The 15,798-nt window shown below is 60.1% G+C and carries 10 protein-coding genes and 2 pseudogenes; 8 read left to right on the plus strand and 4 right to left on the minus strand.

The window, feature by feature from the left end; translation table 11 throughout:
• Window positions 1–14: 14 nt before the first annotated feature.
• Window positions 15–2,768, minus strand: coding sequence for a ribonuclease E/G (locus LQ220_RS00970; RefSeq protein ID WP_230186418.1), 2,754 nt, complete (start codon window positions 2,766–2,768; stop codon window positions 15–17).
• Between the two features lie 593 nt (window positions 2,769–3,361).
• Between LQ220_RS00970 and LQ220_RS00975 the strand changes: the two are divergent.
• The 6 genes and pseudogenes from LQ220_RS00975 to LQ220_RS01000 all read left to right on the plus strand — a co-directional run.
• Window positions 3,362–4,153: pseudogene (locus LQ220_RS00975) on the plus strand (N-acetylmuramoyl-L-alanine amidase); the annotation flags it as partial.
• Window positions 4,154–4,213: 60 nt separating this feature from the next.
• Window positions 4,214–6,763, plus strand: a complete 2,550-nt coding sequence (locus LQ220_RS00980) for a transglycosylase domain-containing protein (protein ID WP_230186419.1) — start codon at window positions 4,214–4,216, stop codon at window positions 6,761–6,763.
• Between the two features lie 87 nt (window positions 6,764–6,850).
• Entirely contained in the window at window positions 6,851–7,978 is a 1,128-nt protein-coding gene (prfB, locus tag LQ220_RS00985; RefSeq protein WP_230186420.1) for a peptide chain release factor 2, read from the plus strand.
• Window positions 7,979–7,980: 2 nt separating this feature from the next.
• Entirely contained in the window at window positions 7,981–8,688 is a 708-nt protein-coding gene (locus LQ220_RS00990) for a methyltransferase domain-containing protein (RefSeq protein WP_230186421.1), read from the plus strand.
• A gap of 56 nt (window positions 8,689–8,744) precedes the next feature.
• The gene (locus LQ220_RS00995; RefSeq protein WP_230186422.1) at window positions 8,745–9,890 is read left to right on the plus strand and encodes a GNAT family N-acetyltransferase; all 1,146 of its coding nucleotides are present in this window, start codon (window positions 8,745–8,747) and stop codon (window positions 9,888–9,890) included.
• A 9-nt stretch (window positions 9,891–9,899) separates the two neighbouring features.
• Window positions 9,900–10,778, plus strand: a complete 879-nt coding sequence (locus LQ220_RS01000; protein ID WP_230186423.1) for a cupin-like domain-containing protein — start codon at window positions 9,900–9,902, stop codon at window positions 10,776–10,778.
• Here LQ220_RS01000 and LQ220_RS01005 read toward each other — a convergent pair.
• The gene (locus tag LQ220_RS01005) at window positions 10,756–11,841 is read right to left on the minus strand and encodes a GNAT family N-acetyltransferase (RefSeq protein WP_230186424.1); all 1,086 of its coding nucleotides are present in this window, start codon (window positions 11,839–11,841) and stop codon (window positions 10,756–10,758) included. The two genes, LQ220_RS01000 and LQ220_RS01005, sit on opposite strands and share 23 nt — an antisense overlap.
• 45 nt (window positions 11,842–11,886) lie before the next feature.
• Window positions 11,887–12,246 (minus strand): DUF962 domain-containing protein, encoded by a 360-nt coding sequence (locus LQ220_RS01010; protein WP_230186425.1) that lies wholly within the window; start codon window positions 12,244–12,246, stop codon window positions 11,887–11,889.
• Window positions 12,247–12,400: 154 nt separating this feature from the next.
• Here LQ220_RS01010 and ung point away from each other — a divergent pair, with 154 nt between their 5' ends.
• Window positions 12,401–13,099 (plus strand): uracil-DNA glycosylase, encoded by a 699-nt coding sequence (gene ung, locus LQ220_RS01015; protein WP_230186426.1) that lies wholly within the window; start codon window positions 12,401–12,403, stop codon window positions 13,097–13,099.
• A gap of 33 nt (window positions 13,100–13,132) precedes the next feature.
• Window positions 13,133–14,305 carry a formate-dependent phosphoribosylglycinamide formyltransferase gene (gene purT / locus LQ220_RS01020; protein WP_230186427.1) on the plus strand — a complete coding sequence of 391 codons (1,173 nt, stop codon included), beginning with the start codon at window positions 13,133–13,135 and terminating at the stop codon, window positions 14,303–14,305.
• 25 nt (window positions 14,306–14,330) lie between these two features.
• Here purT and LQ220_RS01025 read toward each other — a convergent pair.
• Window positions 14,331–15,774 (minus strand): annotated as a pseudogene (locus tag LQ220_RS01025) (alginate export family protein).
• Window positions 15,775–15,798: the final 24 nt, after the last annotated feature.

A 15,798-nucleotide genomic window follows, 5' to 3' on the forward strand; every position in this document is an offset into this window, starting at 1 on the left:
TTCAGCAAGGCCGATTACGCCCCAAAGGTGCGCTGCCACCAGCCGCGACGGGGATTGCCATCGCTATCTTCGCTTTCGCCAGTCTCCGCCGGGGCTTCCGCCGCAACAGGTTCGGGCGCAGCGGGTTCGGGCGCTGGTGCCAGAGCAGTAGGCATGTCCGGCTCGCCTTCAACCGCAGCCGATTCGACTGCCGGTTCCGCCGTTGCCGCAGCGGCCTTGCGCCGCGTGCGCTTGGGCTTCTCAGGCGCAGGTGCTTCGGCGACAGGCACTTCAGCAACAGGTTCGGCTTCCACCGCAGCATCGGCTTTCTTCTTGCGCGTCCGCTTGGGCTTGGGTGCTTCCTCGGCAGCAGCAGGTTCGCTCGGTGCGACAGCTTCTTCCACTGGCGCTTGTTCCACTGGTGCCTCTTCCACCGGTGCAGCTTCGGGTGTTGCTTCCGCTGCCTTGCGCGCACGGGGACGACGACGTGTCTTCGGCGCTTCGGCTTCGGGCTCCGGAGCGGCATCCGCGACAGGCGCTTCCTCCGATACCGGTGCGGCGCCATCGACAACCACGTCCGCGTTGCTCGCGATCGCATCGTTGGCAACCAGCGATTCGCCTTCGCTCGGCTCACCGCGACGACGACGGCCACCGCGACGACCGCGACGTCCACGACGACGGGCTTCGGCTTGCTCTTCGCTCACCGGGCCGGACGCATCCTCGCCCGCTTCGCCATCGCTTGCGTCCAACTCGCCATTCTCAGCCTGATCGTCTGCTGCCGCAGCATCGTCCGAACCGCCTTCGCTCGCTTCGGAGCCAGGGATTTCGTTGCCCTCTTCGTCGCGACGTCCACCGCGACGACGACGACGGCGCCGGCGGCGGCGACCGCCTTCGCCTTCCTCGCCTGCCGGTTGGCTGCGTTCGCCACGGCCTTCGCGAGGTGCGCGTTCCTCGGCCTCTTCGGCTTCGATCTCTTCCTCGATCTCATCCTCTTCCTCGGGCAGATCGTCATCATCCTCTTCGATGATGGGAGAAAAGGTCACGACATGCGTCGGCTTCGGCCCACTGGCCTCGACGGACATGCGTGCGCCTTCGACTTCGCCGTCAGGCAGGATCGTGATGGTCACGCCGTAGCGCGTTTCGATCTCGTCGATCTCATGACGCTTGTTGTTGAGGACGTAAAACGCCGCTTCCTGGCTTGCGCGCAGCACGATGAGCGTACCGCGACCGCGCGCCGCTTCTTCTTCCAGCATGCGCAGGGCGGACAGGCCCGCCGACGATGCGGTGCGGACTAGGCCGGTGCCTTCGCAATGCGGACATTCGCGGGTGGACGCTTCCAATACCCCGGTGCGCAGACGCTGGCGGCTCATTTCCATCAGCCCGAAGCCCGAAATGCGGCCAACCTGAATGCGCGCACGGTCGTCTTTCAACGCTTCCTTCATCGCCTTCTCGACCTTGCGAACATTGCTGTTCACTTCCATGTCGATGAAGTCGATGACGACAAGGCCCGCCATGTCGCGCAGACGCAATTGCCGGGCAATTTCGCGCGCCGCTTCCAGATTGGTGGCGACCGCCGTCTGTTCGATGCCATGCTCGCGCGTCGACCGGCCAGAGTTGATGTCGATCGATACGAGCGCTTCGGTCGGGTTGATGACCAGATAGCCGCCCGACTTCAACTGCACGACCGGATTATACATCGCGGCGAGTTGGTCCTCGACGCCAAAGCGCTGGAACAGCGACACGGTGTCAGCATAATATTTCACCCGCCGCGCATGGCTGGGCATCAGCAGCTTCATGAAGTCCTTCGCTGCGCGATAGCCTTCTTCGCCTTCGACGATCACTTCCTCGATATCCTTGTTATAGATATCGCGGATAGCCCGCTTGATGAGGTCGCTGTCGTTGTGGATCAGCTCAGGCGCGGAAGCCTTCAGGGTCTTTTCGCGAATTTCGTCCCACAAACGCGCGAGATAGTCGAAGTCGCGGCGAATTTCCGGCTTGGTGCGCGCCAGACCGGCGGTGCGCACGATGCAGCCCATGGTTGAGGGCAACTGCATTTCGGCAATGATCGACTTCAATCGCTTGCGGTCGGCAGCATTGCTGATCTTCCGGCTGATGCCACCGCCATGCGACGTGTTGGGCATGAGCACGCAATAGCGACCGGCCAGCGACAAATAGGTCGTGAGCGCCGCGCCCTTGTTGCCGCGTTCTTCCTTGACGACCTGTACCAGCAGCACCTGACGGCGGCGGATAACGTCCTGAATCTTGTAACGGCGGCGCAGCGACATGCGCTTGCGACGCAATTCGTCGGCAGCTTCGTCGCCACCCTTGCGGCGGGTGCCGCCACGCGGCTTTTCCGTGCCCTCTTCGCCGCCTTCGCCCGCTTCGCTTTCTTCGTCGTCGTGATGCTCGTCATCATAGACGGGCGCATCCATTTCCTCGACGTCGCCACTCATGGCTGCGTCGTCGTCTTCCTCGGCGCGCAAAGCGGCCTCTTCAGCGGCATGTTCCCGCTCTTCTGCGAGAAGGGCTTCGCGGTCCTCCTTGGGAATCTGGTAATAATCCGGGTGGATTTCCGAGAAAGCAAGGAAGCCGTGACGGTTGCCGCCGTAGTCGACAAACGCCGCCTGCAGCGATGGTTCGACTCGCGTTACCTTGGCGAGATAGATATTGCCCTTGAGCTGTTTGTGCTCGGTGGACTCGAAATCAAATTCCTCGATTCGGTTTCCCTTGACGATGGCGACACGGGTTTCTTCCCGGTGGCGCGCATCGATCATCATACGCAGTGTCATTCAATATACTCCGGGCGTGGCGGCCGACGGCAAGGCGTCGGGCGGGCACGCGAAAGGTGGGGGACGGCCGGGGCCTGCGCGTCGACAATGGCAAAAGCCAAAGCGACGCGTGCTGGAGCATCGTCCGGGTTTGATGGATATTATGTGCGTCTGCTGCAGGGGCAGGGCCGGTATCGATTCCGGGCCGGGCAAGTGCCGTCCACGCCCCAAGGCCCGTTTCGGGCCTGATCGGGAACGTGGAAAAATGCCTCATGCAGCGTCAACCTGTTGGATCGCCCTCACGATTGGCGGCGATTCGTAAGCGTCTCGGGCGTCTCCCGCAGATATGCGGACTTTCCGGGACGTTGAAGGGGTAGCAGTCACAGGACGATGGGGCAACGGCGGCCCTGAATTTTTTGTTACAATCGTCTTTCCGACGTCCAGTCAGCACAATGCGCGCTTTATGGTAAACAAAAGGTTAAAGGAATTTGGGCTGGACGGGCCTACCCGATACCGGGCAGGATCATTCGATGCTGACTGCTCTTGCCTTGGGTTTCGTCCTGTCGACCGGAACGCCACCGGCACAGAGCCGCGCGCTGGCGCAAATTGCCCATAATGCGCGGCCCCCGCGCAAGACGCACAGCATTACTGTGCCAATCCCACCTGCTTCCAGTGCGGTGGCGCTGCCCACGGTCGAAGGGCCGCGCGATTCCTCACGACCGTTGGTGGTTGTCGATGCGGGGCATGGCGGGCATGATCCGGGCGCGAGCAATGCCCAAAATGGCGTACGGGAAAAGGACGTGACGCTGGCCATCGCCCGGGCCATTCGCGCCAAGCTGTTGGCCACCGGTCGCATAAGAGTGGCGCTTACCCGCGACGACGACCGCTTTCTGGTATTGCAGGAACGCTCCGGCATTGCGCGCCGCCTGAGTGCCGACCTCTTTATTTCCATTCATGCCGACGCCGCCGAGAATCTCGAAGCCCATGGTGCGACCGTGTACACCCTTTCCGAAACGGCGTCCGACCGGGAAGCGGCGCGCCTTGCTGCACGCGAGAACAAGGCCGACATCATCAACGGCATCAATCTGGGCGATCAGCAATCCGATGTCTCTTCGATTCTCATCGATCTGACCCAAAGGGAAACCATGACGCTGTCGGCAAACTTCGCGCGTCTTTTGCAGCGCGAGGCTGCACCGTTCGTCCCGTTCCGTAGCGCATCGCATCGCTTTGCCTCGCTGATCGTACTCAAGGCGCCGGACACGCCATCGGTATTGTTCGAGACAGGCTATATCAGCAACACTCAGGACGCGGCTTTCCTCGAATCGCCTGCAGGCAGGCAGCGGATCGCCAACGGCGTGGCGCGGGCAATTGAAGTCTATTTCGCACGCAAAGCCACTGCGCCCTGATGCCAACCCGATGCGGCCACCCTTGTCCTCTTTGGGTTAGCGCCCTAAAGCCTCTTCCCGATGGATGAGGCTGCCCCGACCCCCCCGGATGATCAGGACTTCCGCTATCGCGTCCGCCGGGATGCGGGCGGTGCGTTTGCGCGTCTGAAGGAACGGCTGAGCGAGCGCTGGGACAATCGCTGGTTCCGGCTGGCCAGCTATGCCCTGTGCGGCGTGTTTTTGGCGATTGCGCTCTTCTGGCTGATCTTCGCGCGCGGACTGCCCGACGCTGCTACCTTGCTGCAATATGAGCCGCCGTTGCCCACCATCGTGCGTGATATCAATGGCCAGCCGATCCACAGCTACGCTCGCGAACGGCGGGTGCAACTGCAATATGCCGACTACCCTCCGATGCTGGTCAAGGCCTATCTGGCGGCAGAGGACAAGACGTTCTTCTCGCACCATGGTGTCGATTTCCCCGGATTTGCAGGCGCGGTGGTCGACTATGTCAGCAAGCTCGGCTCTGGTCAGCGCGCGCGCGGTGGCTCAACGATCACGCAACAGGTTGCCAAGAACCTGCTGATCGGTGACGAATATTCGCCCACCCGCAAAGTGAAGGAAATGATCCTGGCGTGGCGCATCGAAAATGCGCTGACCAAGCAACAGATCCTCGAACTCTATCTCAATCAGATTTTTCTGGGTCGCAATGCCTATGGCGTTCAGGCTGCTGCCCAAGCCTATTTCGACAAGGACGTGGGCGAACTGACGTTGCCGGAAATGGCGTATCTTGCCATTCTGCCTAAGGGGCCAGCAAACTATCGCCCTGAAAGCCCCACCGGCCTTGCCCGTGCATTGGAACGGCGCAACTGGGCGTTGGGCGAAATGCTGAGCAACGGTTTCATTACTCAGCAACAGCATGATGCTGCAAAGGCCACCGATCTTGGTACGGTCGCGCCTCATGGCTCGCCCTATGGCACGGCAGGAGGCTATTATATCGAGGAAGTACGGCGGCGCCTGATTCAGCGGTTTGGGGAAAAGCCGGAAGATGGCCCGAACAGCGTGTACGCGGGAGGCCTCTGGGTGCGGACGCCGATGGACCCGGAGATGCAGAAGCTGACGACAACGGCCCTGCGCGCCGGATTGCAGCGTTACGATGCAGGCAAGGGCTGGTCCGGCCCCGTTGGGAAGATCAACATCGACAATGGCTGGCAGCGCGAAATGGCCGCCAGCTCTATCGGGATCGACTATGAAAACTGGCGGATTGCCGCGGTTTTATCGAGGGATAGTAATGCTGCACGTGTCGGCTTTTCCGGTGGCGAAACCGGCATCTTGCCTCGCGAAGCTGCCCAGACCCCCTATCGGCGCATCGGTGGCCCGGCGTTCAATGGCCTGAAACCCGGCGATCTGATCGCAGTGGCGCGCAACGGCGGCAACTGGATGCTACGCAACGTGCCCGAAGTGTCGGGCGCAATGGTCGTGGAGGAGACGCGCAGCGGTCGTATCCACGCCATTCAGGGCGGCTTCGACGCGCGCTTGTCGGCGTATAACCGCGCGACACAAGCGCAGCGGCAACCCGGCTCCACGATCAAGCCGTTCGTCTATGCCGCTGCCCTCGACAGCGGCATGACGCCCGCCTCGATCATCGTCGATGGCCCGTTCTGCGTCTATCAGGGTGGTCGCCTTGGCCAAAAATGCTTTAAGAATTTCTCCGGCGCTTCCGCCGGTCCGCAAACGATGCGCTGGGGCGTCGAGCAATCGCGCAACCTGATGACGGTCCGCGCGGCGTCGCAAACGGGCATGGAGCGCGTCGTCAAGACCATTAAGACGATGGGCATCGGCGATTATCAACCCTATCTGTCCTTCGCTCTGGGTGCTGGCGAAACAACGGTCGAAAAACTGACCAACGCTTATGCCATGCTGGTCAATCACGGCCGCGCGCTCAGCCCCAAGGTCATGGACTATGTGCAGGACCGCCGGGGTAAGGTGATCTGGCCGGATCGTTGGCGTCCCTGCGACAATTGCAACATGCCGAACTGGGACGGCAAATCGATGCCGCGCTTCACGCCCGAAGGTCGGCAGTTGATGAACCCCATGACCGCTTATCAGGTCGTCCACATCACCGAAGGCGTCGTTCAGCGTGGCACGGCTACCGTGCTGCGCGATCTCGACCGGCCTTTGTTCGGCAAGACCGGCACCACCAACGGTCCGACCAACGTGTGGTTCGTCGGCGGATCGCCCGATCTCGTCGCAGGCGTCTATCTGGGATATGATACGCCGCGCAGCCTTGGCGGATACGCACAGGGCGGTCGGATTGCCGCGCCTATCTGGAAACAGGCGATGGCGCCGATTTTGGCCAAGATGCCCAAGACACCCTTTATCGCACCCAACGGTATCCGCATGGTCCGCATCGACCGCCGCTCGGGCAAGCGCGTCTACGGCGCATGGCCGACCGACGATCCAAAGGCAGCGGTTATCTGGGAAGCGTTCAAACCCGAATCCGAACCTCGCCGGACGATCCGCAAGGACGAAGTCGATGCGCAGGAAAAGGTAGCCGCGGCGCGCGCTGCGAGCGCGGCAGGACGTCCGAGAAACGATGGCGACTTTATCCAGCAGCAAGGCGGCATATATTAGTGTCCTAGGATGATTGAAGGCACATCAGTATTACCCGATCCGGGTTTGATGACTTCGGACGAATGAATTTGATTTTGGAGACCAGACATGCGCGCCGAAGCGCAGCAACATATCGACCGTATCGACGCCGCTCTCGACCTTCTGCGACGTTTTCTCGACTGGGACCGGGCGCTGCGGCGTCTGGACGAGCTGAACGCGCGCGTTGAGGATTCCAGCCTGTGGGACGATCCCAAAAAAGCGCAGGAAGTGATGCGTGAGCGCACCCGGCTGGACAGCGCGATCAACGCAACGCGCGCCATCGACAGCGAAAAGGCCGACACCGCCGAACTCATCGAAATGGCCGAAGCCGAAGGCGACGAGGCCATGATATCCGAAGCGATCCAGTCGCTAAAGGATCTCGCCGACCGCGCCGATCAGGACAAGGTGAAGGCGCTGCTCGCCGGGGAAGCTGACGGCAACGACACCTATCTGGAAATCCATGCGGGCGCAGGGGGCACCGAAAGCCAGGATTGGGCCGAAATGCTCCAGCGTATGTATGTCCGCTGGGCCGAACGGCGTGGATATAAAGTCGAGATCGTCGACTATCATGGCGGTGAGCAGGCAGGCATCAAATCGGCGACGCTGCTGATCAAAGGTGAGAATGCCTATGGCTATGCCAAGACCGAAAGCGGCGTGCATCGGCTTGTCCGCATCAGCCCTTATGACAGCTCTGCGCGTCGGCACACCAGCTTCTCGTCCGTCTGGGTCTATCCGGTGATCGATGACAATATCGATATTGAAGTCAACGAAGGCGATCTCAAGATCGATACCTATCGCGCGTCCGGCGCAGGCGGGCAGCACATTAACACCACCGATTCCGCCGTTCGTATCACGCATATCCCGACGGGTATCATCGTCGCCTGCCAGAACCAGCGCAGCCAGCACAAGAACAAGGCGGAAGCCATGAACATGCTGAAAGCGCGGATGTATGAGGCTGAACTTCAGCGTCGCGAAGCCGCCGCCAGCGCGGAACATGCGTCCAAATCCGATATCGGTTGGGGGCATCAGATCCGCTCCTATGTGTTGCAACCCTATCAGATGGTGAAGGATCTGCGCACCGGCGTCGTTTCGACGGCGCCGGACGATGTGCTCGACGGTGCACTCGATCCCTATATGGCTGCTGCCCTGTCGCAGAAGGTGAGCGGCGAAACGGTCGTCGTTGAGGATGTGGATTAACGATGCGCATTGGTCTGCTCGCCTCGATGGTGCTGCTGGCCAGTTGCAGCGCGTCCGGCGACGCCAACCGCCCTACGTCTGCGAATGCCTTCCCCAAGGCGGACCGCCCCGTTGCACCGATCGTGTCGACGCGGTGGTCGACTGAGGAAGCGCGCGACCGTGTCAACGAAGCGGAAGACATCATGGATCTGACGGGCATCCGCCCAGGCATGACGGTCGCCGATATCGGTGCGGGCGAAGGCTATTATACCGTGCGCCTGGCCAAACGGGTCGGGCCGAACGGGCGCGTGCTGGCCCAGGACATACTGGCCGAAGTCATCGACGCGCTGGGGCGTCGCGTGACCCGTGAAGACTGGAACAACGTCAGCGTCAAGCTAGGGACATCGGACGATCCCAAGCTGCCGGCCAATAGCTTCGACCGCGTGCTGATGGTGCATATGTATCATGAGATCGCGGAACCCTATGCCTTCCTGTGGAACCTGCATCCGGCACTCAAGAAAGATGGTGAGGTCATCGTCGTTGACGCCAATCGTCCGACACAGCAACATGGCACGCCGCCCCGTCTGCTGGCCTGCGAGTTTGCCGCAGTCGGCTATCGGCTGGAGCAGGTCATCGCGCGCCCCAGTGCAGGGGGCTATCTCGCCCGTTTCCGCAAAATAGCGGCGCGACCCAAACCCGCGAATATCGTTGCCTGTGCGTTACGAGAATGATGGGACGTGTCGGCTTTTAGCCATTCCCTAATCTTTGACCGATACAGGCAGGCGTTATGGATATGGCGCCCGACCCCGCCCTGAAGCCCGCAAAGGGCAACCTCTTGCCGATCCTGTCGGGCCAGACGCAGGATGCGCGCTGGGCTGCGCTGGCCGATGCAGCGGCCGAACCCAATGCCTTTTATGCGCCGGACATGTTCCGCGCTGCGCTCGATCATCTCGATGAAAGTAAGTCGGTTCGGCTGATCGAGGTTTTCGACGGCATTTTACTCATCGGCTTATTGCCTGTGATGGTCACCACGCGCCATGGACGATTACCCATGGCTACCGTCGCCAACTGGATGCATGCGCATTGTTTTCTCGGCACGCCAATGATCCGTTCGGGGCGGGAGCAAGACGCATGGGCGGGGTTCCTGCGACAACTGGACTGTGCGGATTGGGCACCACATTTTCTCCATCTACGCGGGCTCGACGCTGCGGGAGCCAATGCCGCCGCCCTCGAAGCAGTCTGTGTGACGCAAGGCCGCCCGTTCCGCGAAATCGGCCGCTACGACCGTGCGCTCTTGCGATCCGACCTGTCGGCGGAAGCCTATTGGGACGCAAATGTTCGGCCAAAAAAGCGCAAGGAAATTCGCCGCCTGCAAAAGCGTCTGGCCGATCTGGGTGCTGTGGAAAGCCGGATGCTGACAGACGCTGTAGACCTGTCGCACTGGTGCTCGGAGTTTCTTGCGCTGGAATCGTCAGGATGGAAGGGGCGCCAAAAGACGGCTTTGTCTTGTGCTTCCCATGACGCCGCATTCTTTCGTGCGGCCACCGCGGCGGCCATGGCGAACGGCAATCTTGAATTTCTGCGTATAGACCTTGATGATCGCGCCATCGCCATGTTGGTGAATTTTCGTCATCTCGATGGCGCCTTTTCGTTCAAGATTGCTATCGATGAGGAATTGGGGCGCTTTTCCCCGGGGGTATTGATCGAAATAGATAATCTGCGCGCTGTGCAGACAAGTTCGGCCATCTCGTGGATGGACAGTTGCGCCGCGCCGGACCACGCGATGATAGATAGCTTATGGGGCGAGCGACGCAGCATCGCGCAGTATCGTGTCGCTCTGCGCGGTTCGGGCGTGCAACGCGCCCATCGCGCCGCCGCTTTCACAATGGCCAACGCCCTTGAGCGGTTCACCGCCTTCATCAAAGGAAGATAGGCAGCACCCATGTCCGTCCAGAATCGTATCGACCGTTCAACTGCCACAACACCGATTGCATTCGGCGAGTCGGCGCGCGTCGCTTTTGCTGCCGCCTATCCCGATCAATCCACCAAATTGACGCACCAGCTTGCGGGGCATCCGCTATTTTCCCGCGAGGCGTTGGCGTTGCTTGCGGAGCGGATGCCCGAACGCCAGGTCGAATATAATCTGGGCAATTTGCCGCTCGGCGTACGACCCGAGGATACGCCCGCCAACGGTCTGACTTTGTCCGAGACTGTCCGCACCATCGACACCAATGGCAGTTGGGTCGTCTTGAAGAATGTCGAATGCGACCCGGAATATGCGGCCATGCTGGATGCGGCGCTCGCTGAACTCCTGCCTATCGTAGAACGCCGAACAGGGCCGATGCTGCACCGTGAAGCTTTCATCTTCCTGTCTTCCCCCGATAGCGTGACGCCTTTCCACATCGATCCTGAACATAATATCCTCCTCCAGATCGAAGGGGAAAAGACGATGACTGTCTTTCCCGCTGGAGACCCTGCTTTGGTGCCTGCTCAGCAAAGCGAAGGCTTTCACGCTGGCGGGCATCGAAATCTGGCATGGGATGCGGCGTTTGTAGCAAAGGGACATGCGGTGAAGCTGCTCGCTGGCGACGCGATCCACGTACCGGTGAAAGCCCCGCATTTCGTAAACAATGGTTCGACGGTATCGGTCAGCTTTTCCATTACCTGGCGGTCCCTCCGCAGCATCGCCGAAGGGGAGTTGCATAGTTTGAATGCAATTTTACGCCGTCGTGGCTTGCCGACGATTACGGTCGCTTCAAAACCCGAAGCTCAGGGCTTTCACCGCCTGCTTTACCGCATCATTCGGAAGCTGGGCGTTTAAGCATCCTGCGGAGCAGGGCCTCAGCCTCCAGCCGCGGCGCGAAGCGTTCGAGCAGCCACCATTCCAGCGTCTCGTGTCCGGTCGCCAGGCTCTGCTTGTAGCGATCCTTGCCCGCCAGCAGCGAATATAGGTGCAGTCCTGCATCGACATAACGGGTCACCGCGGCGGCGTGGCACATCAGGCCTGGTTTTGCCTTGCTGGTAATCGGCGGGGCAAAAGCCGACTGGTAGTTCATGGCGCGCCCGCGATAGACGAAGTTCAGGAGATAGCCGAGCAGGGCATCACCGGAACTAATCCGCAGCAATTCGACTTCTCCTGTCGCCAGACCGCGCGCCACCAGTGCCTCGGCAAATGCGCGGAAACCGAGGTCATCCCATGCATTATCGGCATGCCGCCCCGCGTTGAGCGACTGCATTTCGGCCAGCCAAGAGGTTGCCGTCGTCTCGTCAGGTGCCACTTCAAGGGTGAGCTGCACATTGCCATAATCCTTGGCTGAACGTTTGATCTGACTGCGCGTATTGGCGCTGAGCAACGACAGATAGTCCCCCTGCGCATCGCGTACAGAGGCCAGGTCGATGAAGTAGGCAGGCGAAACATCGAACCGCGATCGGCGACGAAATTGACCAGATGCCAGTAAAAGCGAATTTGTTTCGACACCGGCAATCTGCAACGCCCGCCAGTCGTTGTGCGCTTGCAGGGCTGTCATTGCAACTGCCTCAACGCCTTCGGGTGCATCCGCGGCCTTCAAAAGCCCGTTATATTCTATAAAGCCGCGATCCTGCGCAGCGACCCCCGCCTGATTGAGGGCCAATGTTGCGACGGGCCCCAGCAAACGCGGCGCCATCGCCCGACCGACCAAGGCCAGCGCGACATCTGCTCCATCTGCCTGCACGCTCAATAGCTCGGGCGTTGCGCCGGTGGTGGAAAGCCAACTGCGCATCCATGTCCAGCCTAGGAAAAAGCTGCTACGCTCGTCTGGTGCTGAACGCGCTTCGAGCGCCTGCCATATTTCGCCCAGATCATCGAGGTTCGGCAAAGGCGCGAAGGTAGCCGTAAGGGTCATCCCGCCCTTTTCACATGGCAGCCGAAGGGGTCAAGGAAATAGCAGTCAAAGACGAAAACGGGGGTCGATTGTTCCATCTGCGCGGATACCGGCGCGGGTCAGATCCGTGCTCAGGCGACCCGTTACAAACCGGAACCACATCTTAAAATCTGCTGCGAGCGACCATAAGGGATAATGAAAGGTCGCTGGCCGATTATGTTCGATTATCAGGTGGGAGATCCAGGCGAAACCATAGCCAGCGACTGGCAAAGCGACCAAAGGCCAAAAGCGGCTTTCTGCTACTGCAAACAATCCCAATCCAATGGAAAGGCTGGTGCCGACATAGTGCAGCCCTCGCGTCATGGGACGCGCGTGCTCCTGAAGGTAAAAAGGCCAGAAATCCCGAAAAGTTCGGTAATGCTTCATTTCGTGACATCGTCTCCTGCTTCGAAGCTATGCCTTAAAGAAGCGGGTGATAAGCCTGTTTCGACCAACCACATGCAATAAGCCGATGAGTGGATGGCCGCGCATTGACATGTGCTTTCTCGCCCAGCCAAAGCAACAAGGGCAGGAGAAATATATGAGCGATACCGTGAAGCTGCATGACAGTTGGAAAGTCCCACTCGCGAATGAGTTTGACGAGCCGTATATGTTGGCATTGCGCCAATTTCTGTTGGCGGAAAAAGGGGCGGGGAAGCAGATATTTCCAAAGGGCAGCGAGTATTTTCGCGCCCTCGACCTGACCACGCTGGATCAGGTGCGGGTGGTGATTATTGGACAGGATCCCTATCATGGACCGGGACAGGCGCATGGCCTTGCCTTCAGTGTACAACCGGGGGTTCGCACGCCACCGTCATTGGTGAACATCTACAAGGAATTGCAAAGCGATCTCGGTATCGCGCCGCCGCGTCACGGCTTTCTAGAGCATTGGGCACAACAGGGCGTGCTCCTTCTCAACAGCGTCCTGACGGTGGAAAGGGCGCAAGCCGCCTCGCATCAGGGCAAAGGTTGGGAACGGTTTACCGATGCCGTGATCCGGCTGGTTAACGCTAAACCCGATCCCGTCGTCTTCATGCTGTGGGGCGCCTACGCCCAGAAGAAAGCGGCGTTCGTCGACAGCATCGACAAGGGCGGACGGCATCTGGTGATCAAATCCGCGCACCCTTCCCCTTTGTCCGCGCACAACGGCTTTCTGGGAAGCCGTCCGTTTTCAAAGGCCAACGCCTTTCTGGAATCGCATGGCGCACCGCCGATAGACTGGGCATTGCCACCCTTGTAATGCGATCTGCACCATCGCGCCCGGAGCATTGATATGACCCCCACTGCAAAACTTCTGCTGCTTGGCTCAGGTGAACTGGGCAAGGAATTTACGATTTCTGCCAAGCGGCTTGGCTGTCACGTCATTGCCTGCGATTCCTATGACAATGCGCCTGCCATGCAGGTGGCCGACGAGCGCGAGATTTTCTCCATGTTGGACGCCGAAGCGCTTCGGGCCACGATCATGCGGCATAAACCCGACTATATCGTGCCTGAAGTGGAAGCGATCCGGACCGAAGTGTTGCAGGATGTCGAAGCCGAAGGGTTTACCGTGGTGCCGTCGGCGCGTGCCGCTTACATGACCATGAATCGCGACCGTATTCGCGATCTGGCTGCCGTTGAGTTGGGGCTACGCACAGCGCGCTATCGCTATGCCGATACATGGGAGCAGATGCGGGAAGGCGCTGCCTACACCGGGTTTCCATGCGTCGTGAAACCCGTAATGTCCTCGTCCGGCAAGGGTCAGAGTACCGTTAAGGATGCCGCAGGATTGGAGGCCGCTTGGGAGTATGCGGTCGCGAATATGCGGGGGGATCGGCGCAAGGTCATCGTCGAGGAATTCATCGATTTCGATTATGAAATTACCTTGCTTACGGTACGAACCCGTCAAGGCGTGCTGTTTTGCCCGCCCATCGGTCATCGGCAGGAACGCGGCGACTATCAGGAAAGCTGGCAACCTACGCCGATGACGGACGCCTTTCTGGCCGATGCGCAGACTATGGCGAGCGCCGTCGTCGACAATCTGGGCGGCTACGGCATTTTCGGCATCGAATTCTTCGTGACGGGTAGCGAGGTCATCTTTTCCGAACTTTCGCCACGTCCGCACGATACCGGCATGGTAACGCTGATGTCGCAGAACCTGACGGAATTCGATCTTCACATTCGCGCAATTCTGGGCCTGCCAATTACGGATATTCGTTTGAACGGGCCGACGGCGTCTGCAGTCATATTGGCGGATCAAGCAGCCGACACGTTCAGGATCGAGGGTGTCGCAGATGCCCTTGCTCTTGGTGCGGGGGACCATGACGTCGACATACGTATTTTCGGTAAGCCCGCCACGCGTGTGAATCGACGGATGGCTGTCGCCCTTGCTTCCGGGCAGACCGTGGAGGATGCGCGCGACGTCGCTTCGCAAGCGGCGGCTTGTGTATCGATCGTCTACGGCTAATCGACACACAACCTGCCCGGATGGATCAGAATCGAAAGCTGATCCATGTCGCGAGGAAGGCGGAGTTACGGTAACCCGCGCGCTTTAGTACCTCTTGCGCTTTGAGATATTCAGCCCGTGTGGTCAGGGTTAGCCGTGGGCTAATTGAATACACGATCTGCGCGCGGGCCAACTGGGCAACAGCTTTCCCCGCCACCCGTTCCGTTCCGACATAGGGCGTATAGTTGGCGCGATAGACCGCATCCTGCGCATCGTCACGCCATGTGAACTGGTACTCTAGGCTGGCACGTACACCGTCGATAGGCGTAAACGAGACGTTGGGCGCAACCACCTTGATGTTGGTGGCGGTCAGGAACAGGCCGTAGCTGAAATAGATGTTGTTACCGAACGGGGCGTAGGCGTTGCGCAGCGTTCCCCTGTTATAGCCCCCGCCTCCGCTCCCATAATCGGCATGTATACCGATACGCGGCGCGCTCTTGTCCGTCCCAAGGCGCAGCGTCTGGGCGGCGAAAACCTGCCACGCACGGATCGGCCGGTCGCCAAAGTTCCCATATTGATGGGCCACGGTCCAATCGAGCGCGACCGGCCCCACATCTCCCCACAGTCGCGCACCTGCATAATGACGAACCGCGGGCGCCACAACGCCGCCCCAGGTTCCAACCCGATTGCGCCGTCGCCAGAGGAAGGGATCGAAATAGAGCTTCGATCCGCCCAGCCATCGGTTTGGCAGCACGAACCCGGCAGATATGCCGCTGAAGCGCCGGTTCTTGTCCGGCACGTCGTCGCCCAGTCCCCCAATTGCCCAGATCGGTGGTTTCAAAGTCGAATAGCGTCGCGCGCATTGTGGATGTCCGCGCCCAGGCACGGGTGCCATTCAGGACAAAGCGAATGGTATTGTTGTCGCGCTGGGAGATCAAAAGATTGGGACCATCGGTAAATTCCTGCCGACCGTAGCGCACGCCAAGATCGACCGCGCCAACACTTCCCTTGGCTTCCGCGAAATATTGCTGGCGCACGAAACTGTTGCGCAACGATCCGGACGGCGTGCCGACATTCTTGCCCGAAAGCCGACCGTGGGCAATTTCCCCGTAGAAACGCAGATGCTCACCGATATGCAGATCCGCGCCGCCTACAAGGCGGAGGATGTCCTGCCGCTGCTCTGGGCTTTCGACGAGTTGGGGATTGCTGGTCAGGTTCATACGCAACCGGGCTTCGCCGCTCAGCGTTAGATAAATATCGCCATCGTCATCGAGCGGCAGATATTTCAGACGATCGAGAACATCGTCGCGCTTCGTGGGATCGCGATACGCGCGCCAGTCTTCGGCCCAACGCGATAGATTGTAGCCTTTGGCGGTGGCGCCATCGCCTTGCGCGGCCGCTGGATAAGTCGCTGGGTCGGCGGTTTGGGCATTGGCTGGCGTGGCGCAGACGAGCGTTACCGCACCGCACAGGAGGCGTGTCTTGAACATGAGTTTGGACCGATCAGTTGCAGA

It is taken from the genome of Sphingobium sp. CECT 9361, from assembly GCF_918741285.1.
Lineage (GTDB): Bacteria > Pseudomonadota > Alphaproteobacteria > Sphingomonadales > Sphingomonadaceae > Sphingobium.